At 65.8% G+C, this 17,932-nt stretch carries 19 protein-coding genes and 2 tRNA genes; 11 read left to right on the forward strand and 10 right to left on the reverse strand.

The genetic code is table 11. The annotated features are described in order from the left end of the window. Nucleotides 1-7 precede the first annotated feature (7 nt). The gene (fabB, locus tag AC3A6I_RS18195) at nucleotides 8-1,231 is read left to right on the forward strand and encodes a beta-ketoacyl-ACP synthase I (RefSeq protein WP_487545280.1); all 1,224 of its coding nucleotides are present in this window, start codon (nucleotides 8-10) and stop codon (nucleotides 1,229-1,231) included. Between the two features lie 47 nt (nucleotides 1,232-1,278). On the opposite strand, the gene AC3A6I_RS18200 is transcribed toward fabB, so the two are convergent. The 3 genes from AC3A6I_RS18200 to AC3A6I_RS18210 all read right to left on the reverse strand — a co-directional run bounded on the left by AC3A6I_RS18200 (nucleotide 1,279) and on the right by AC3A6I_RS18210 (nucleotide 3,250). Then, nucleotides 1,279-1,650, reverse strand: a complete 372-nt coding sequence (locus AC3A6I_RS18200; RefSeq protein WP_487545281.1) for a GFA family protein — start codon at nucleotides 1,648-1,650, stop codon at nucleotides 1,279-1,281. A gap of 67 nt (nucleotides 1,651-1,717) precedes the next feature. Then, the gene (locus AC3A6I_RS18205) at nucleotides 1,718-2,932 is read right to left on the reverse strand and encodes an MFS transporter (protein WP_487545282.1); all 1,215 of its coding nucleotides are present in this window, start codon (nucleotides 2,930-2,932) and stop codon (nucleotides 1,718-1,720) included. A 241-nt stretch (nucleotides 2,933-3,173) separates the two neighbouring features. Then, nucleotides 3,174-3,250 (reverse strand) — tRNA-Pro (locus tag AC3A6I_RS18210). Between the two features lie 174 nt (nucleotides 3,251-3,424). Here AC3A6I_RS18210 and AC3A6I_RS18215 point away from each other — a divergent pair. Beyond that, nucleotides 3,425-3,499, forward strand: a tRNA-Gln gene (locus AC3A6I_RS18215). Nucleotides 3,500-3,525: 26 nt separating this feature from the next. Here AC3A6I_RS18215 and AC3A6I_RS18220 read toward each other — a convergent pair. Next, entirely contained in the window at nucleotides 3,526-3,774 is a 249-nt protein-coding gene (locus AC3A6I_RS18220; RefSeq protein WP_487545283.1) for a DUF2188 domain-containing protein, read from the reverse strand. Between the two features lie 253 nt (nucleotides 3,775-4,027). Between AC3A6I_RS18220 and AC3A6I_RS18225 the strand changes: the two genes are divergently transcribed. Beyond that, the gene (locus AC3A6I_RS18225) at nucleotides 4,028-5,002 is read left to right on the forward strand and encodes a ribose-phosphate diphosphokinase (protein ID WP_487545284.1); all 975 of its coding nucleotides are present in this window, start codon (nucleotides 4,028-4,030) and stop codon (nucleotides 5,000-5,002) included. A gap of 28 nt (nucleotides 5,003-5,030) precedes the next feature. Here AC3A6I_RS18225 and hemW read toward each other — a convergent pair whose 3' ends face one another. The 3 genes from hemW to rph all read right to left on the reverse strand — a co-directional run bounded on the left by hemW (nucleotide 5,031) and on the right by rph (nucleotide 7,758). Continuing rightward, nucleotides 5,031-6,221: a radical SAM family heme chaperone HemW gene (hemW, locus tag AC3A6I_RS18230; protein ID WP_487545285.1), complete on the reverse strand. Its 1,191-nt coding sequence runs from the start codon at nucleotides 6,219-6,221 to the stop codon at nucleotides 5,031-5,033. A gap of 161 nt (nucleotides 6,222-6,382) precedes the next feature. Further along, entirely contained in the window at nucleotides 6,383-7,045 is a 663-nt protein-coding gene (locus AC3A6I_RS18235; RefSeq protein ID WP_487545286.1) for a non-canonical purine NTP pyrophosphatase, read from the reverse strand. Beyond that, nucleotides 7,045-7,758, reverse strand: a complete 714-nt coding sequence (gene rph, locus AC3A6I_RS18240; RefSeq protein WP_487545287.1) for a ribonuclease PH — start codon at nucleotides 7,756-7,758, stop codon at nucleotides 7,045-7,047. The genes AC3A6I_RS18235 and rph overlap by 1 nt, the downstream gene beginning before the upstream one ends. Nucleotides 7,759-7,868: 110 nt before the next feature. Here rph and hrcA point away from each other — a divergent pair, with 110 nt between their 5' ends. Together hrcA and grpE are read left to right on the forward strand one after the other, a co-directional pair. Then, entirely contained in the window at nucleotides 7,869-8,948 is a 1,080-nt protein-coding gene (gene hrcA, locus AC3A6I_RS18245; RefSeq protein ID WP_487545288.1) for a heat-inducible transcriptional repressor HrcA, read from the forward strand. Nucleotides 8,949-9,039: 91 nt separating this feature from the next. Further along, entirely contained in the window at nucleotides 9,040-9,657 is a 618-nt protein-coding gene (gene grpE / locus AC3A6I_RS18250) for a nucleotide exchange factor GrpE (RefSeq protein ID WP_487545289.1), read from the forward strand. 58 nt (nucleotides 9,658-9,715) lie between these two features. Here the strand turns inward: grpE and AC3A6I_RS18255 are convergent, their stop codons facing one another. From AC3A6I_RS18255 to AC3A6I_RS18265, 3 genes are read right to left on the reverse strand one after another with little or no spacing between them, the layout of a single operon-like run. After that, nucleotides 9,716-10,060: a hypothetical protein gene (locus AC3A6I_RS18255; RefSeq protein WP_487545290.1), complete on the reverse strand. Its 345-nt coding sequence runs from the start codon at nucleotides 10,058-10,060 to the stop codon at nucleotides 9,716-9,718. A gap of 7 nt (nucleotides 10,061-10,067) precedes the next feature. Continuing rightward, on the reverse strand, nucleotides 10,068-10,700 hold the full coding sequence (pncA, locus tag AC3A6I_RS18260; protein ID WP_487545291.1) for a bifunctional nicotinamidase/pyrazinamidase: 633 nt from the start codon (nucleotides 10,698-10,700) through the stop codon (nucleotides 10,068-10,070). A 12-nt stretch (nucleotides 10,701-10,712) separates the two neighbouring features. After that, nucleotides 10,713-11,108 carry a hypothetical protein gene (locus AC3A6I_RS18265; RefSeq protein ID WP_487545292.1) on the reverse strand — a complete coding sequence of 132 codons (396 nt, stop codon included), beginning with the start codon at nucleotides 11,106-11,108 and terminating at the stop codon, nucleotides 10,713-10,715. 165 nt (nucleotides 11,109-11,273) lie between these two features. Here AC3A6I_RS18265 and AC3A6I_RS18270 point away from each other — a divergent pair, with 165 nt between their 5' ends. The 6 genes from AC3A6I_RS18270 to AC3A6I_RS18295 all read left to right on the forward strand — a co-directional run bounded on the left by AC3A6I_RS18270 (nucleotide 11,274) and on the right by AC3A6I_RS18295 (nucleotide 17,900). Then, nucleotides 11,274-11,585 (forward strand): hypothetical protein, encoded by a 312-nt coding sequence (locus AC3A6I_RS18270; RefSeq protein WP_487545293.1) that lies wholly within the window; start codon nucleotides 11,274-11,276, stop codon nucleotides 11,583-11,585. Nucleotides 11,586-11,773: 188 nt separating this feature from the next. Further along, on the forward strand, nucleotides 11,774-13,681 hold the full coding sequence (gene dnaK, locus AC3A6I_RS18275; protein WP_487545294.1) for a molecular chaperone DnaK: 1,908 nt from the start codon (nucleotides 11,774-11,776) through the stop codon (nucleotides 13,679-13,681). A gap of 562 nt (nucleotides 13,682-14,243) precedes the next feature. Continuing rightward, on the forward strand, nucleotides 14,244-15,266 hold the full coding sequence (locus AC3A6I_RS18280) for an alpha/beta hydrolase (protein ID WP_487545295.1): 1,023 nt from the start codon (nucleotides 14,244-14,246) through the stop codon (nucleotides 15,264-15,266). Between the two features lie 148 nt (nucleotides 15,267-15,414). Further along, entirely contained in the window at nucleotides 15,415-16,542 is a 1,128-nt protein-coding gene (dnaJ, locus tag AC3A6I_RS18285; protein ID WP_487545296.1) for a molecular chaperone DnaJ, read from the forward strand. Between the two features lie 171 nt (nucleotides 16,543-16,713). Continuing rightward, complete coding sequence (locus tag AC3A6I_RS18290; RefSeq protein WP_487545297.1) at nucleotides 16,714-17,289, forward strand: NADPH-dependent FMN reductase; 576 nt, start codon at nucleotides 16,714-16,716, stop codon at nucleotides 17,287-17,289. Further along, nucleotides 17,289-17,900, forward strand: coding sequence for a histidine phosphatase family protein (locus AC3A6I_RS18295; RefSeq protein WP_487545298.1), 612 nt, complete (start codon nucleotides 17,289-17,291; stop codon nucleotides 17,898-17,900). The genes AC3A6I_RS18290 and AC3A6I_RS18295 overlap by 1 nt, the downstream gene beginning before the upstream one ends. The last annotated feature ends 32 nt before the right edge of the window (nucleotides 17,901-17,932 follow it).

A 17,932-nucleotide genomic window follows, 5' to 3' on the forward strand; every position in this document is an offset into this window, starting at 1 on the left:
TCACAAGATGAGACGTGTCGTCGTCACGGGTATGGGGATCGTCTCCTCGATCGGCAACAACCTCGATGAGGTGCTTGTCAGCCTCAAGGAGGCCAGGCCCGGCATCGTGTTTGCCGAGGATTATGCCCAGCTCGGTTTCCGCTGCCAGGTTCATGGCGCACCCAAGCTCGATCCGTTCGAGGTGCTGGATCGCCGCACCACCCGTTTCATGGGTAAGGGCGCGGCCTGGAACTACATCGCCATGCAGGAGGCGATTGCAAACGCCGGCCTCGAAGAGAGCGATATTCAGAACCCGCGCACCGGTATCATCATGGGCTCGGGCGGCCCCTCGACCCGCACCGTGGTCGAAGCCGCCGACATCACCCGCGAGAAGGGTCCCAAGCGCATCGGGCCACTGGCCGTGCCCAAGGCGATGAGCTCGACCGCCTCGGCGACGCTGGCGACGCCCTTCGGCATCAAGGGCGTGAACTACACGATCAGCTCGGCCTGCGCGACGTCCAAGCACTGCATCGGCGCCGGCATGGAGCAGATCCAGTGGGGCAAGCAGGACATCGTCTTTGCCGGCGGCCACGAGGATCTCGACTGGTCGCTGTCGAACCTGTTCGATGCCATGGGCGCCATGTCTACCGACTTCAATTCGACCCCCGAAAAGGCCTCGCGCGCCTATGACAGCAAGCGCGACGGCTTCGTCATCGCCGGCGGCGCCGGCGTCCTCGTGCTCGAGGAGCTCGAGCATGCCAAGGCGCGTGGCGCGACCATCCTCGCCGAGCTCGTCGGCTATGGCGCAACGTCGGACGGCTACGACATGGTCGCCCCCTCGGGCGAAGGCGCGATCCGCTGCATGCAGCAGGCGCTGGAGACGGTGAAGGGCAAGGTCGACTACATCAACCCGCACGCCACTTCGACCCCGGTCGGCGACCTCAAGGAAATGGAAGCGATCCGCACCGTGTTCGGCTCGGGCGAAGATTGTCCACCGATCTCGGCCACCAAGTCGCTCACCGGCCATTCGCTCGGCGCCACGGGCGTCCAGGAGTCGATCTACTGCATCCTGATGATGCGGAACCGGTTCCTCTGCGAGAGCGCCAATATCGAGGAGCTGGACCCCGCGTTTGCCGACATGCCGATCCTCCGGCAGCGCCGCGACAACGTCGATATCGGCATCGCGCTCTCCAACAGCTTCGGCTTCGGCGGCACCAACGCCACGCTGGTGTTCAAGCACCCCGACGCGTGACATCCACTAGCCCCCCGCAAGCGGGGGGCCGGCGGAGGCGACAGCCCTCACCAGAGCGTGCGCCCATCGATCTCCTCGACCGGCAGCTTGCGATAGAGCGCATAGTCGTCGAGCAGCTTCACGTTGACGGCGAATTTCCGCTTCTCGGGGATGCCAGTGTCCTCGAGCGAGTAGTCCGGGCTGGTGCCATAGGTGGTGCAGCCGCAGTTCGCGCAAAAATGATGCTCGTGTAGCGGTGTGGTCGGCGAATAGATGCGGTCGTGCTCGTCGGCGATGACGCGCGGCGCGTCGACCTCGTAGTAGGCCCAGATGCCGCCGGACTTGGTGCAGTAGGTGCAGGTGCACTGCGTGGCAAGGATCGGCGGCGTCGGCAGCTCGATGCGGGTTCCGCCGCAGTGGCAGGTGGCGATGACAGTCATGACAGGCTCCGTGTCGTTCAGTGACACGAAGCTCGCACCGGCCTGCTGACAGGCTTTGTCAGCAGCCTCAACCGGACAGTGTCTGTACCTTGCGCAGGTCGGGGAAGAGCCTGGTCCACAGCGCCACCACCACGATGGTGCCGATACCGCCTACCGCCACTGCCGCCACCGGACCCATGAAACCGGCGAACACGCCTGCGCGGAACTCGCCCAACTGGTTGGAGGCGCCGATGAAGAGCGCGTTCACCGCGTTCACCCTGCCCCGCATTTCGTCGGGCGTCAGCAGCTGCACCAGCGAATGCCGGATCACGACGCTGACGGTGTCGGAGGCGCCCAGCGTCACCAGCATCGCAATCGACAGCCACAGGTTGGTGGAGAAGGCGAAGACCACGGTCGCCGCACCGAACACGGCCACGGCGATCATCATGATCTTGCCGACGCTGTGCTGGAGCGGGAAGCGCGCCAGGTAGAGCGACATCACCACCGCGCCGATGGCCGGCGCGGTACGCAGCAGGCCGAGCGCGAACGGGCCGGCCATGAGGATGTCGCGTGCATAGACGGGCAGCATCGCCGTCGCGCCGCCCAGCAGCACCGCGAACAGGTCGAGCGAGATCGTGCCCAGCATGACCGGGCGATTCCTGATGAAGGTGACGCCGGCAAACACCGCTTCCCAGGTCACCGGCGTCTTCGGCGGCGTCTTCATCGGGTGGTTGACCAGCGTCACGGCGAGGCTCGCGAGGAGGAACGCGGCCGCCGACGCCGCAAAGGGGACGACGCCGCCAAAGCCGTAGAGCAGACCGCCCAGCGCCGGGCCGATGATCAGGCCGACCTGCATGATCGAAGTCGAGGCCGCCACCGCCGTCTGCAGCTGGGCAGGCGGCACGATGGCAGGCAGCAGCGACGCCATGGCGGGACGCTCGAAGGCCTGCGCCGCGCCCAGCACCATCACGGCACCGAAAATGCCCCACACCGGCAGCCAGCCCTGCCAGATCCCGAGGGCGATGAAGACCATCACCAGCGCCTCGATCATCTGGCAGACGAGAGCGATGCGGCGGCGGTCGACCTGGTCGGCCACATGCCCGGCCACCAGCGTCAGGGCCAGCATGGGCAGGAACTGGAACAGCCCGATCAGGCCGAGGTCGAACGGGTTGCGGGTGATATCGTAGACCAGCCAGCCAACGGCCACCGACGCCCCCTGGAAGGCGACGGTCGAAAGGAAGCGCGAAGCGACGTAGAAGCGGACGGAGGGCAGACGCAGGACATGCGGCGGAGAGCTGGTCAACGCGGTGCTTGGGCTGGACCGGGCCGTTTGTGACGGATCGGTGACGGTGGGAAGCCCGACACTGCCCCAGGCGCCCGACTTTGCCAATCGGCCCTGTGGCATCAATTGGTCTGAGCGGCGAAGCAGCAGCCCAGCCTGCCGCAGTATCGGCGTCACTCTGCGGTCGATGGCGAAGACAAGCGGACGACATCGAGCGCCAGGCCAAAGAAAAACCCCGGCGCCAGAAGGCACCGGGGTTGATTGGTCGGAGTAGAGTGATTCGAACACTCGACCCCCTGCTCCCGAAGCAGGTGCGCTACCAGGCTGCGCTATACTCCGTCAGGTGCTGGCGGGGCCCAATCGAATGCCGGAATTTTCGGGAGATCCCGGCAGGCTGCCCGCTGGCTAGCGGGGCGCGTTATAGACTGGGGCATCGTCCTGTTCAAGCGGTGAACTGCACGCCGGCCCGATTGGTTGCACGCCCCAGGTGAACCGTGTAGGAACGCGCCCTGTTGGGGCGTCGCCAAGTGGTAAGGCAGCGGTTTTTGGTACCGCCATTCCTAGGTTCGAATCCTAGCGCCCCAGCCAGTTCGCTTCCGACCGGCCGCTCGCCGCTACTGCTCGTCGTCCTCAACTGAAGTTTCCGGGCGGTCGCCGCCTCTGGCGAGTTCGCTGTGCCAGCGGCCCGAGGTGTCTTCGTATTCGATGGCTTCGTCGTTGCCCGAGATTTGCTGGCGCGCTGCGGCTTCGGCCGCCGCCTTGTGGGCGAGTTCGTGCGTGCGGAACGTTTCGGAGATGACGTCGCCGACCTTGTAGGCCCAGCCGCCATCGTGCTGGACGACTTCGTAAGTCACGTGAGCCATTGGCTTTTCCCTTCGAGGTGCTGAATCGTCGGTTGCCGCCCCGTCGCGCCAGCCGTGACTCTGTTCCCGACACTTGGTCAGGCATCGACGCTACGTCAACATGCGCAGCGCTGCCATGCGCGTCGCGGGTTATGCGCTCTAGTCTCCAGGCGCTGGCTCGCGGCGAGACCGACCGATCCGGCCTTGTCGCCGCGGACGGCTTTTGCGATAAGCTGCCGGCCTCCGACCCACACATCGCCGAGGCACGCTCAGCATGAGCCAGATTGCCGTTTTCAGCGGAAGCTCCCATCCCGAGCTCGCCGCGCAAATCTGTTCCGAGCTCGGCGTGCCGCTGCTCCCCACCAAGGTCAAGCGCTTCTCCAATGACTGCATCGAGGTGCAGCTGCAGGCGAATTGCCGCGAGCAGGACGTGTTCCTGATCCAGACGCTTTCCAACCCGGTGCAGGACCACCTGGTCGAGCTGCTGCTGATGCTCGACGCAGCCCGCGGCGCCTCGGCCTCGCGCATCACCGCGGTCATCCCGCACTATGCCTATGCCCGCTCCGACAAGAAGGATCAGCCGCGTATCTCGATCGGCGGACGCCTCGTCGCCGACCTCCTCGCCACCGCCGGCGCCGACCGCGTGCTGACCATGACGCTGCACTCGCCGCAGGTGCACGGCTTCTTCTCAGTGCCTACGGATCACCTGCATGCGCTGGGCGAACTCGCCAACTATTTCCAGCGCTACGACCTCAGCCACGCCGTGGTCGTCTCGCCCGACCTCGGCAACGCCAAGAACGCCGCCGCCTTCGCCAAGCGCCTCGGCACGCCGGTCGCGGCCGGCGCCAAGGAGCGGATCAGCGATACCGAGGTGAAGATCACCGCCATCATCGGCGACGTCAAAGGCCGCGACGTCATCGTGCTCGACGACGAGATCGCCAATGGCGGCTCGATGATCGAGCTGATGCGGCACCTGCGCCAGCACGGCGCCCGCACCATCCGCATCGCCTGCACGCACGGCATCTTCGCCAAGGATGCGGTGCAGCGCCTCACCGCCCAGCCCGACCTGATCGAACTCGTCTGCACCGACACGCTGCCGATCGCCTCGGCCGGCAAGGTGGACAAGCTCACCGTACTGTCGGTGGCGCCGGCGCTGGCCGAAGCCATGCGCCGCATCAATTCGGGCGAGTCGGTGAGCGCGCTGTTCCACGAAGCGCCGCGCGACGACAAGATCGCCGCGGTGGGCTGAGGCCCGCCGCGTTTCACGTGAATCCGCCTTAGGCGGCGAGATCCGCGACCACCGCGTCGAGCACCGGCCAACCCTTGTCCGTCACGCGGATGAAGCCGTTCGGCAGCGTCTCGACGAAGCCGATCGATTTCAGCTCGGCGATCTGGCGCTCGGAAATGGCGCGGCCGGCGATGCGGTGGAAGCGGCGCGGGTCGATGCCTTCGCGCAGCCGCAGGCCCATCACCAGCATCTCGTCGCCTTCTTCCTCCCAGGTGAGGATGTCGTCGGTGACCATGCCATGGCCGCGCGCCTGCACGCGCTTGTGCCAGTCGAACGGCATCTTCTCGGTGGCGGTGGCGTGGCGCTGGTTGTTGATCAGCAGCCGCCCGTGCGCACCAGGACCGACGCCGACATATTCGCCGTAGCGCCAGTAGATCAGGTTGTGCCGGCTCTCCTGCCCGGGCCGGGCGTGGTTGGAGATCTCGTAGGCGGGCAGGCCGGCCTTGTGGGTCAGTTCCTGGGTCAGCTCGTAGAGGTCGGCGCTGGTGTCCTCGTCGGGCATCTTCAGCTTGCCGGCACGGAACAGGTCGTAATAGCGCGTACCCTGCTCGATGGTGAGCTGGTAGAGCGACAAATGCCCGGCCTCGGCCAGCCACAGCGCCTCGGTCAGCTCGTCCTCCCAGTCTTCCAGCGTCTGGCGCGGGCGGGTGTAGATGAGATCAAAGCTCGAGCGCGGGAAGATGGACTGCGCCAGCCGCACCGCGGCGATCGCCTCGTCCACCGTGTGGCGGCGACCGAGTTCGGCCAGCGGGCCTTCACGTAAGGATTGCACGCCCAGCGACACGCGGTTGACGCCGGCGGCGCGATAGCCGCGGAAACGGTCGGCCTCGACCGAGGTCGGGTTGGCCTCGAGCGTGATCTCGGCACGCGGATCGACCACCCAGTGGCCGGCGATGGCGTCGAGGATGGCTGCGACCGAGCGCGGATCCATCAGCGAGGGCGTACCGCCGCCGAAAAAGATCGACTGCACCGTGCGGCCGGGGGTCTGGCGCGCGAAGTAGGCGAGCTCGCGGGCGTAGGCCTCGACATAGGCCGCCTCGTCGAATTCGCCGCGATGGACATGCGAGTTGAAGTCGCAATAGGGGCACTTGGCGGCACAGAAGGGCCAGTGCACGTAGATGCCGAACAGGCCGTTCGAGCGCGGATCGACGGAATTGTGGCCCAGCGTCTCAGTGGACATGAGCTGATCTCTCCACTTGATCCTCCCCCGTGGAACGGGGAAGGGGGACCGCCGAAGGCGGTGGAGGGGGCGACGGGAAACGCTGGTGGGGGTGGTCGCCCCCTCCACCAGCTACGCTGGTCCCCCTCCCCCGCTGCGCAGGGGAGGATGAAGAAGCCGGGCTAGTGCTCAACGCCACCTCCCAGAACATCATCGACGAACAGGCCGAAGGCCCTGGCGCGGTGCGACAGGCCGATCTTGCCGGGCGCCCAGCTATGCTTCATCTCGGGCGGCATCTCGCCGAAGGTGATGTCAAAACCCTGCGGCATGAATACGGGGTCGAAGCCATGGCCCTGCTCGCCGCGCGGCGGCCAGACGATGGTGCCGTCGACCTTGCCGACATAGAGCTGCTCGCGCCCGTCCGGGTGCGCGAGGCAGAGCGTGGCGTTGAAGGCGCCGTGGCGGTTGCCCGGCCCATGCGCGCCGGCGGCCTGCAGCGCATCCTCGACACGGCGCATGCCGACCGAGAAATCGCGCCCGTTCGGGGTCTCGGCCCAGTTGGCCGTGTAGACGCCGGGCTTGCCGTCCAGCGCGTCGACCGACAGGCCGGAATCATCGGCCAGCGCCATGCAGTTGGCTGCCGTTGCCGCCGCATGCGCCTTGATGCGCGCATTCTCGACGAACGTCGTGCCGGTTTCCTCGGGCTCGGGCAGGCCGAGCTCGGCGGCCGAGACGATCTCGAGCCCGAAGCCGGCCAGAAGCTCCTGGAATTCCTTGAGCTTGCCCGCATTGTGGGTGGCCAGCACCAGCCGGTCACCACGCCGCAATGTGAGCTTCTCTGCCATCAGATGAGTGCCGCCTTCTGCAGGATGGTGAGCTCGCCAATGCCCTTCTCGGCCAGCGCCATCAGGCTCGCGAGTTCGTCGCGGCTGAACGGCTCCTGCTCGGCCGTGCCCTGGATTTCGACGAACTTCCCCGAGCCGGTCAGTACGAAATTGGCGTCAGTGTGGGCCTCGACATCCTCGAGATAGTCGAGATCGAGCACCGGAGTGCCGCGATAGATACCGCAGCTGATCGCCGCCACCGAATCACGCAGCGGCTCGCCCCTGGTGAGCTTGCGCTCTTTCAGCCAGCCGATGGCATCGACCAGCGCCACATAGGCGCCGGTGATCGAGGCGGTGCGGGTGCCGCCATCGGCCTCGAGCACATCGCAATCGAGCGTGATCTGGTTCTCGCCCAGCGCCTGCATGTCGACCACGGCGCGCAGCGAGCGGCCGATCAGGCGCTGGATTTCCTGGGTGCGGCCGGACTGCTTGCCCGAGGCGGCTTCGCGGCGGGTGCGCGTATCGGTCGAGCGCGGCAGCATGCCGTACTCGGCCGTGACCCAGCCGAGCCCCGAACCGCGCCGCCAGCTCGGCAGCGTGGTCTCGACTGAGGCGGTGACGTAAACGCGGGTGCCGCCGAAGCTCACGAGGCAGCTGCCTTCGGCCTTGGGCGATACATTGCGTTCGAGCGTCACGGCCCGCATTTCGTCTGGCTGGCGTCCGGAAGGGCGCATAAGGCAAATCACCGGTGTTCTGGGTCGTTAACCGCCTCTTAACCCTCGCCAGCCGTGGGAACAAGGCAGCGCAGCTTGGCGGCTCACGGCTTTCGCCCTAAATGGTGAACATGGCCGATCGGACCAAAGCCCCGGAAGACGTGCTTGCGGTACTCAGCAACCGCAGCCAGGATATTTTTCGCAAGCTCGTCGAGCGCTATCTCGACACTGGTACGCCGGTCGCCTCGCGCGACCTGGCGCGCATGCTGAGCGTTGGCCTCTCGCCCGCTTCGGTGCGCAATGTCATGGCCGATCTCGAGGATCTGGGCCTCATCGCTGCGCCGCACACCTCGGCCGGGCGGCTGCCCACGCAACAGGGCCTGCGGTTCTTCGTCGACGCCATGCTGGAGGTCGGCGCCGTCAACGAGGACGAGCGCTCCCAGATCGCCAAGCAGATCCAGGGCCCGGCCGCTTCGGGACAGGTCGAAGACGTGCTGGCCGAGGCGAGCCAGCTACTGTCGGGGCTCAGCCATGGCGCCGGCGTGGTGATCGCGACCAAGGCCGATCTCGTGCTCAAGCATATCGAATTCATCCGCCTCGATGCCGAGCGCGCCATGGTGGTGCTGGTGGGCGAGGATGGCTCGGTGGAAAACCGCATCCTGCCGCTGCCGGCGGGGCTCACCGCCAGCGCGCTGACGCAGGCTTCGAACTACCTCGCGCATTTCGCGGTGGGCAAGACCATCGGCGAGACGCTACGCGCGCTGCGCGACCAGCGCGCGCAGACACAGCACGAGCTCGACGAGCTGACGCACAAGCTGGTCGAAACCGGGCTCGCGACGCTCTCGGGCAGCGGCGCGCCGCCGACGGTGATCGTGCGTGGCCGCGCCAACCTGATCAACGACACCATGGCGTCGGAGGAGTTGAGCCGCATCCGCCAGCTGTTCGATGAGCTCGAGAGCCGCGACGGCCTGATCGAGCTGCTCGGCGATACGGAAGCTGCGCAGGGGGTGAAGATCTTCATCGGCTCGGAGAACAAGCTGTTCTCGCTCTCGGGCAGCTCGGTGATTCTTTCGCCTTACAAGGATGCCAACCAGAAGGTGGTCGGCGTGCTGGGCGTCATCGGCCCGACGCGCATCAATTACGCCCGCATCGTGCCGGTGGTCGACTACACGGCGAACGTCGTTTCGGCCATGATGGCGCGCAAGGGCTGAGGCCCGGAACCTTTCGCAGGCTTGAATCTTCCAGCTCATTGGCCGATATGCGGGGCAAACGCTCCCAGCGATCAATTTTGTCCGAGTTACGATGACCGACGAGACCAAGAAACCCGAAGACGACAAGGCCGCCGATGCAACCGTGGCCCCCGAGACGACTGCGGCCGAAAATGCTGCCGAAGCCGCGACTCCCGATCCGGCCCTGGAGCTGAAGGCCGAGAATGCCGACTTGCGCGACAAGCTGCTGCGTACCGTCGCCGAGATGGAAAACCTGCGCAAGCGCACCGAGCGCGAGATTTCCGACACCCGTTCCTACGCCATCGCCGGCTTTGCCCGCGACATGCTGACGGCTACCGATTCGCTCAGCCGCGCCCTGACCGTGCTGCCGGCCGAGGCGCGCGACAGCGCCGACGCGACCACCAAGTCGCTGATCGAAGGCATCGAGATGACCGAGCGCGAGATGCAGCGGCTGCTGGCCAAGCACGGCGTCAAGCCGATCGAGGCCGAAGGCCAGAAATTCGATCCGCACAAGCACCAGGCCATGTTCGAGGTCCCCGATCCGTCGCGCCCCGAAGGTACGGTGGTGCAGGTGGTGCAGGCCGGTTTCGCCATCGGCGACCGCGTGCTCAGGCCCGCGATGGTCGGCGTCGCCAAGGGCGGCGGCGCCAACGGCCAGCCGGCCGAAGGCAGCGTGGACAAGAGCGCCTGATCGTTGCCCAAAGCGGTGATGGTTCGAAGGGCGCTCCGGCGCCCTTTGTTTTTGCAGGCTACTGGCTCGCGAGGTCGGGGCAGGCCGTGACGTCGTATTTGGCGCCGGCGCCGCCCATCTCGTTGAGCACGCGATTGTCGTAGTCGTCGCGGAGCGTCGTGATCTCCACTTCGCTCCGGCCTTCCGCCTCGAGCATCAGGTCGGCACGCGACGCCAGATCGTCGGACCAAGCCTCGTACTGGCTGGCTTCTTCGTCCTCGCCGGCATCGGAAGCGTCGGCGGCGAGCCAGTACATGGCGCTCGAGCACCAGAGCAGGCGGTCGGTGGCGGGCGACAGCTCCTCGGCCGAAACGGCCGTGGCCATCATCCCGGCGATCATCAAGCCGACCGCAATCCCGCGCATTCGATCCTCAAGCAATGTCCCCAGCGACGAGGCGCTTGACGCCCGCCGCGTGCATGTCGTCCCAGGCCTTGGCCAGCGAGCCGCCGGTGTCGATGGCGCGGCAGGCATCCTCGATCACATAGGTCTCGAAGCCGGCATTGGCCGCGTCCACCGCCGTCCAGTTGACGCAGAAATCGGTGGCGAGGCCAGCCACGAACAGCCGCTTGAAGCCGCGCTCGCGCAGGTAACCCTCGAGCCCGGTGCGGGTCTTGCGGTCGGCCTCGCGGAAGCCCGAATAGGAATCGACCACGTCGTGATAGCCCTTGCGGATCACCATTTCGGCGTGCGGCAGCTCGATCTCGCTCGAAAACTGCGCGCCATGCGTGCCCTGCACGCAATGGTCGGGCCACAGCACCTGTGGCCCGTAGGGCAGCTCTATCACATCGAAGGGCTTCGTGCCCGGGTGGCTCGAAGCGAACGAGATATGGCCGTCGGTGTGCCAGTCCTGCGTCATCACCACATGCTTGAACTGCCGCCCGAGCCGGTTGATCAGGATGATGATCTCGTCGCCGCCGGCCACCGCGAGGCTGCCGCCGGGCAGGAAATCGTACTGCATGTCGACCACGAGCAGGAGATCATCGAGTTGCGGGGTTATGGCCATTGCGTCTCTGTCTCACTGGCCGATCAGGGCCGAACAATCCTGGAATGAAAAAGCCGGCTCTTCGCCGGAGCGGGTCGACCCATTGACGACGCGGCCCACCGCAGCCTCGAGGTCGGCGCGGAGATCGGCCAGCGCGGCATCGGAATAGCCGGATTCGAGATAGATCGGCAGGGCCCGGTTCACCAGCAGCGCCCCGCCATCGGCATAGACCTTGGCAGCCGCGAGCTTTTCGGGGGTCGCATCGGCGGGCGCGTCGCGCGTCATCAGCTCGAAAGCCGTGCCGCACCACAGGTCCATCTGCGCTTCGGCCGGCACCTCCTGCGCGAAGGCAGCAGCCGGCGCCAGTACCAGCGTCAGGACAAGAACGGTGATCCTCAGCATGGGCTCGCGGGAGTCGTGGTCGGGCAACGAGCGCTTCTTAGACCACAAGCCGGGGGCCAGCGACAAGCGGCAAGCCGGCGCACGAGTCTGCTGGGGGATGCGAGGTAAGGTTACCCGCACCACTCAAATGACTTGGCGTTTCACTTGCTGCTTACTGTCTTTCCGACTGACGCCATAGTTTTCGGGGACATGATGAAACTGCTGTGTGCATCCGCCGTTACCATGACGATCGCCCTGCTCGCCGGGCAGGCCGCTGGGGCGACCTATCCGTTCACCCTGCACAATCTGACCAACAAGGACGTCACCAAGGTATCGATCCCCAAGGGCAAGATTGTCGACTTCAAGCGTATTCCGGCCAGCCAGAGCTTCACCTTCAAGGTGGAATTCCCCGACGGTGAGTGCTTCGCGCCGCGCGTGCGGGCCAAGCTGTTTGGCGGCGAAACCGTCGACCTGGGCCGCTATAATGTGTGCTCGGGCAGCGGCATGACCATCGTGGGCCGTTGACCGAAAGGTCCATCGCGCTTTCGTGAGTTTGTGACCGGGGCCGCTTGCAGGGCCAAACACCCCCTCCTATATAGCGCTCAAGGCCCGGCGACGGGTCAATTTCAAATCGGGAACCCGGACCCCGGTGAGGGACCAGGAAACTGCCGCGAGGGGTTTCAGACGGGTTCGCCAGGAAAGAGGCAGTAGGTATGGGTAAAGTCATCGGTATCGACCTCGGTACGACCAATAGCTGCGTCGCCGTCATGGACGGCAGCGCACCCAAGGTCATCGAAAACGCGGAAGGCGCGCGCACCACGCCCTCCATGGTGGCGTTCACCAAGGACGGCGAGCGGCTCGTCGGCCAGCCGGCCAAGCGCCAGGCCGTGACCAATCCGGAAGGCACGCTGTTTGCGGTCAAGCGCCTGATCGGCCGCCGCTACAACGACCCGATGGTCGACAAGGACAAGGGCCTCGTGCCCTTCAAGATCGTCAGCGGCGACAATGGCGACGCCTGGGTCGAGGTCGAGTCCAAGAAGTACTCGCCGTCGGAAGTCTCCGCGATGATCCTCACCAAGATGAAGGAAACCGCGGAATCCTATCTGGGCGAGACGGTTACGCAGGCGGTCATCACCGTTCCGGCCTATTTCAACGATTCCCAGCGTCAGGCCACCAAGGACGCCGGCAAGATCGCCGGTCTCGAGGTGCTGCGCATCATCAACGAGCCGACGGCCGCCGCTCTGGCCTACGGTCTCGACAAGAAGAACACCGGCACCATCGCGGTCTATGACCTCGGCGGCGGTACCTTCGATATCTCGGTGCTCGAGATCGGCGACGGCGTGTTCGAAGTGAAGTCCACGAACGGCGACACGTTCCTGGGCGGCGAAGACTTCGACATGCGCCTGGTCGATTACCTCGCCGACGAGTTCAAGAAGGACCAGGGCATCGACCTGCGCAACGACAAGCTTGCGCTGCAGCGCCTGAAGGAAGCGGCTGAAAAGGCCAAGATCGAGCTCTCGAGCTCGACCCAGACCGAGATCAACCTGCCCTTCATCACTGCCGACGCCTCAGGCCCCAAGCACCTGACGCTGAAGCTCACCCGTTCCAAGCTCGAGCAGCTGGTCGAGGACCTGATCCTCAAGACCGTCGAGCCGTGCCGGCAGGCGCTCAAGGACGCTGGCGTTTCCGCTTCGCAGATCGACGAGGTCGTTCTGGTGGGCGGCATGACCCGCATGCCCAAGGTCGTCGAGACGGTGAAGAACTTCTTCGGCAAGGAGCCCCACAAGGGCGTGAACCCTGACGAAGTCGTGGCCATGGGGGCCGCCATCCAGGCCGGCGTGCTGCAGGGCGACGTCAAGGACGTGCTGCTGCTCGACGTGACCCCGCTGTCGCTCGGCATCGAGACGCTGGGTGGCGTGTTCACCCGCCTGATCGACCGCAACACCACGATCCCGACCAAGAAGAGCCAGACCTTCTCGACCGCCGAGGACAACCAGAGCGCGGTGACCATCCGCGTGTTCCAGGGCGAGCGCGAAATGGCAGCCAACAACAAGCTGCTCGGCAACTTCGACCTCGCCGGCATTCCGCCGGCCCCGCGCGGCGTGCCGCAGATCGAGGTGACGTTCGACATCGACGCCAACGGCATCGTCAACGTCTCGGCCAAGGACAAGGGCACCGGCAAGGAGCAGCAGATCCGCATCCAGGCCTCGGGTGGCCTGTCGGATGCCGACATCGAGCGCATGGTCAAGGAAGCCGAGGCCAACGCCGAAGCCGACAAGAAGAAGCGCGAGGCGGTCGAGGCCAAGAATCAGGCCGAATCGCTGATCCACTCGACCGAGAAGTCGCTGAAGGACTATGGCGACAAGGTCACCGCCGATGAGAAGGGCGCGATCGAAGCAGCGATCACCGAGCTGCGCGGTGTGATCGAAGGCGACGACGCCGAAGCGATCAAGGAAAAGACCGCAACGCTCGCGGAAGCTTCGATGAAGCTGGGCGAGGCCATGTACAAGGCCAGCCAGGCGGAAGCCGAAGCCAAGGCCGCCGGCGACGAGCCGGGCTCGGACGACGACGTGGTCGACGCCGAGTTCGAAGAGGTCAAGGACGACAAGAAGTCGGCCTAAGCTCTTCGCAGAACCAACACGGAGGCCCGGCATTGCCGGGCCTTCTTTGTTGTGGGCACCGGCCTCTCCATGATCCTCCCCCGTGCAACGGGGGAGGGGGACCAGCGAAGCTGGTGGAGGGGGCGGCCACCAGCACCGGCCACGCGGGTTAAGGCCGCTGACTGATAGAGACGGCCCCCTCCCATCCTCCCCCTTTAAAGGGGGAGGTGCCCGCCGGTTCAGTTGGCACGATCGAAGCCAGAGCCTCGACCCTTCACCTCCCCCTTTTTGGGGGAGGCCGGGAGGGGACCGTCCGTTTCGGCGACGCACCAAAGTCACCGGACGCATGCGCTCACCCCTGTTCCACGTGAATCACCAACCAAAGGCTAAGGGAAAACCTACGCCTTCAGCACCGCGCACTCTTCTCAATCCCGCCGCAAGGCGGCCCAAATGTCTTCACATCGGCCGCTAATGCTGGGGAGGTTGAGGTGGGTGCGGGATCGCCAGCAGCGATCGTACCCGGAGAAGGTGGGCACCCCAGGCCACGGGACCCGCTGGGGCGGCTTCGAGAGGTAGCGTTTCTATGTCATCGGTAGAGGTGCGGGTCTTCGCCCATAACGGCGAAACCCAAGCGGCGGACCTGCTTCCGGCCGAGCGGCTGGATGCCGACATGCAGCACGTCATCAACGTGCTCAAGACCATGGACGACAAGCGCATCGAAGCGTGCAACTCGCCCGAGGCGCGGGCGCTGCCGACGCTGGACATGGCGCTGCGCCGCATCCTGCGCGACCAGGCCGACGACATGGAGGTCGGCATGGAGATGCGCCTCATCCCCGGCCCGACCAACGATATCCGCGTGCGCGTCTACGTTCCGCACGGCGAGATCGAAAGCGGCCGGCCGCTGGTGCTCTATTTCCACGATGGCGCCTTCGTCATCGGCGATGTCGACCAATACGACGCCACCCCGCGCTTCATCGCGGCGCGCAGCAATGCGGTGGTCGTTTCCGCGCACTACCGCCAGTCGCCGGAAAACCGTTTCCCTGCCGCGCATGAGGATGCCTGGGCCGCCTGGGCCTGGCTGATCGAGCATGCCGCGAGCCTCGGCGGCGACATGAAGCGCGCCGCTATTGTCGGTGAAGGTTCGGGCGCCAATCTCGCGGTCAATGTCGCGATCCGGGCCAAGGCCGAGGACCAGCCGTTGCCGAAACATCTCGGCCTCGTCACGCCGATGGCGGCGATGCTCTACGATCTGCCCTCGCACCGCGACAACGCCGCCACCTTCCCGTGGTCGACCGCCGCCTTCGAATGGGCCACGCGAAAAATGTTCCGCAAGAAGGACGATGCGCACGACGCGCGCATGAACATCGCCGGCCGGCTCGATCTCGACGGCCTGCCGCCGGCGACGGTGATCCTCGCCGAAGCCGATCCGCTGCGCTCGGAAGGCGAGGCGCTGGCCGACGCGATGCGCCGCTCGGGCGTGTGGGTCGACGAGACCGTCTATGACGGGGTGACGCACGGCTTTTTCGGGCTCTACCGCGTCGTCAACAAGGCGCTATTCGCGCAGGGCCAGCTCAGCCGCAACCTGATCGCCGCCTTCGGTGGCTGATTCCGCCACAGCCGGTACGAATCCGGCCTGTTCCGCGCCCGGATGGGATTGAGTGCGTCCGCACCTATGGTAAGAGCGGCTGACACTCCCTATCTACGCCGATGCGCCGGAGGACGCGACGTATCGGCGACCAAGGACTAGGCGGATTTTGGCCAAACGCGATTTTTATGAAGTGCTCGGCGTGCCCAAGGGCGCCGACGAGGCGGTGCTGAAAGGCGCCTACCGCAAGCTCGCCATGCAGTTCCATCCGGACCGCAATCCGGGCAATGCCGAAGCAGAGCATCAGTTCAAGGAAATCAACGAAGCCTACGACACGCTGAAGGACCCCCAGAAGCGCGCGGCCTACGACCGCTTCGGCCATGCCGCATTCGAGAATGGCGGCGCCCGTGGTCCCGGCGGCTTCGGTCCGGAGTTCACCTCGTCGATGTCCGATATCTTCGAGGACATTTTCGGCGACTTCATGGGCGGCCAGCGCGGCCGCGGCGGCCAGTCCCGCCTGCGCGGCTCCGACCTGCGCTACAATCTCGAAATCTCGCTAGAAGAGGCCTTCACCGGCCGCACCGTCGATATCGACGTGCCCACCCTCGCCACCTGCGATACCTGCGATGGCTCGGGCGCCAAGCCGGGCACCGGCATGTCGACCTGCCGGCACTGCCAGGGCCAGGGCAAAGTCCGTGCCGCCCAAGGCTTCTTCACCATCGAGCGCACCTGCCCGATCTGCAACGGCCGCGGCCAGATTCTCGAGCAGCCCTGCACCGATTGCGGCGGCCAGGGCCGGCGCCAGCAGAACCGGACGCTCAGCGTCGATATCCCCAGGGGCATCGAGGACGGCACCCGCATCCGCCTTGCCAACGAGGGTGAAGCGGGCCTGCGCGGCGGCCCGCCGGGCGATCTCTACATCTTCATCTCGCTGAAGCCGCACGACCTGTTCCAGCGCGACGGCGCCGATCTCTATGCTCGCGTGCCCATCGCCATGACCACGGCGGCGCTCGGCGGCGAGTTCGAAGTCCCCACGCTCGACGCCGCCCGCGCCCGGGTGAAGGTCGCCAGCGGCACCCAGCCGGGCCAGCGCGTCCGCCTCAAGGGCAAGGGCATGCCGATCCTGCGCTCGAAGGATTTTGGCGATCTCTACGTCCAGCTCGACGTCGAGACGCCGCAGAGCCTTTCCAAGCGCCAGCGCGAGCTGCTCGAGGAATTCGAAAAGGAATCGACGCGGGAGAATTCCCCGACGTCCGAAGGCTTCTTCGCCAAGCTCAAGAGCATCTTCGAGGGCTGAACCCCTCACCCGTCTCGTGCTTCGCGCGATCCACCCTCTCCCCGACGGGGAGAGGAAAAGTGGTGATCACCGATCTCTCCGTATTCTTCTCCCCGTCGGGGAGAAGGTGGCGCGTAGCGCCGGATGAGGGGTCTTCGCCCCAATGCCGGAATCCGCTATCGCTGTGTCGCCATGACCGACACCGCTCCCGCTTCCCGCACCGCCATCACCATCTGCGGCTCGCTACGCACCGACGCCATCAACGAGGTGCTGCGGCGCCACATGTCGAGGAAGCTCCGTGAAGCCGGCGTCGCGGTCACCGACCTCGACCTGCGCGACTACGAGATGCCGATCTTCAACTACGACATCGAGGCGGCCGGCGAGACGCCCGATGCAGCCAAGCGCCTCGCAGAGCTGTTCCGCACCACCGACATCATCCTGATCATCTCGCCCGAGTATAATGGCGGGGTCACCCCGCTGATCGCCAATCTGGTGTCGTGGGTCAGTCGCGAGAAGCCGAACCCGTTCAAGCATGCCATTTTCGGCATAGGCGGGCTCAGCGACGGGAAGTATGCCACCATATTTGCCCTGTCCCACCTGAGGGATTCGCTGAGCAAGATCGGCGCGCTGGTGGTGCCGACGTTGCTCGGCCTCGGCCCCTACCCCGACGTGTTCGACGAGAACGGCGACCCCAACGAAGCCAACATCAAGTGGAAGGTCGGCCAGATGGTGCGCGAGCTGACCCACTTTTCGCGCGGCGGAATCTGATGAGCTACGGCCTCTACGTCACCCATCCGCAGGTGGTACAGGACCCCAATGTGCCGGTGCCGCTCTGGGGGCTTTCGGAGGTCGGCAGGGCGCGGGCGGAACGATTCGCGAACCACAAATTGCTCCAGAATGTTGCGCGCATCGTCTCGAGCCGGGAAACCAAGGCGCTCGAGCTCGCTGCAAGTCTTGCAGCGCTGTGCAAAGCGCCTGTGGAGAGCGGGGAAAACTTCGGCGAGAACGATCGCTCTAGTACCGGTTTTGTTCCGCGCGAGCGCTTCGAGCAGCTGGCGGATGCCTTCTTCGCGCATCCCGACGAGTCGGTCGAGGGCTGGGAGACGTCGCGCGCCGCGCAACGGCGCATTGTCGGCGCGGTCGAGCAGGTGCTGGCACGCCACGACCTCACCCGCCCGATCGTCTTCACCGGCCACGGCGCCGTCGGCACACTGCTGAAATGCCATCTGGGCAACCGCACCATCGCCCGCTCCGAGGACCAGCGCGTCAAGGCCGACCCGGGCGGCGGCAATGTCTTCGTGTTCCGGTTGCGCGATCGGGCGCTGCTCACCGACTGGATGGCGATGGAAGACGTGCCAGAGACCATGCCCGGAATCTGAGCTCCCCTCCCCCTTGCGGGGAGGGCCGAGGG

Source organism: Devosia sp. Soil_C_22, assembly GCF_057657195.1.

What these genes read in the sequence shown, in the direction of transcription:
- fabB (WP_487545280.1), top strand. Translation starts at nt 8, where the DNA reads ATGAGACGTGTCGTCGTCACGGGTATGGGGATCGTCTCCTCGATCGGC.
- AC3A6I_RS18200 (WP_487545281.1), bottom strand. Translation starts at nt 1,650, where the DNA reads ATGACTGTCATCGCCACCTGCCACTGCGGCGGAACCCGCATCGAGCTG.
- AC3A6I_RS18220 (WP_487545283.1), bottom strand. Translation starts at nt 3,774, where the DNA reads ATGGCTCACGTGACTTACGAAGTCGTCCAGCACGATGGCGGCTGGGCC.
- AC3A6I_RS18225 (WP_487545284.1), top strand. Translation starts at nt 4,028, where the DNA reads ATGAGCCAGATTGCCGTTTTCAGCGGAAGCTCCCATCCCGAGCTCGCC.
- hemW (WP_487545285.1), bottom strand. Translation starts at nt 6,221, where the DNA reads ATGTCCACTGAGACGCTGGGCCACAATTCCGTCGATCCGCGCTCGAAC.
- AC3A6I_RS18235 (WP_487545286.1), bottom strand. Translation starts at nt 7,045, where the DNA reads ATGGCAGAGAAGCTCACATTGCGGCGTGGTGACCGGCTGGTGCTGGCC.
- rph (WP_487545287.1), bottom strand. Translation starts at nt 7,758, where the DNA reads ATGCGCCCTTCCGGACGCCAGCCAGACGAAATGCGGGCCGTGACGCTC.
- hrcA (WP_487545288.1), top strand. Translation starts at nt 7,869, where the DNA reads ATGGCCGATCGGACCAAAGCCCCGGAAGACGTGCTTGCGGTACTCAGC.
- grpE (WP_487545289.1), top strand. Translation starts at nt 9,040, where the DNA reads ATGACCGACGAGACCAAGAAACCCGAAGACGACAAGGCCGCCGATGCA.
- AC3A6I_RS18255 (WP_487545290.1), bottom strand. Translation starts at nt 10,060, where the DNA reads ATGCGCGGGATTGCGGTCGGCTTGATGATCGCCGGGATGATGGCCACG.
- pncA (WP_487545291.1), bottom strand. Translation starts at nt 10,700, where the DNA reads ATGGCCATAACCCCGCAACTCGATGATCTCCTGCTCGTGGTCGACATG.
- AC3A6I_RS18270 (WP_487545293.1), top strand. Translation starts at nt 11,274, where the DNA reads ATGAAACTGCTGTGTGCATCCGCCGTTACCATGACGATCGCCCTGCTC.
- dnaK (WP_487545294.1), top strand. Translation starts at nt 11,774, where the DNA reads ATGGGTAAAGTCATCGGTATCGACCTCGGTACGACCAATAGCTGCGTC.
- AC3A6I_RS18280 (WP_487545295.1), top strand. Translation starts at nt 14,244, where the DNA reads ATGTCATCGGTAGAGGTGCGGGTCTTCGCCCATAACGGCGAAACCCAA.
- AC3A6I_RS18290 (WP_487545297.1), top strand. Translation starts at nt 16,714, where the DNA reads ATGACCGACACCGCTCCCGCTTCCCGCACCGCCATCACCATCTGCGGC.
- AC3A6I_RS18295 (WP_487545298.1), top strand. Translation starts at nt 17,289, where the DNA reads ATGAGCTACGGCCTCTACGTCACCCATCCGCAGGTGGTACAGGACCCC.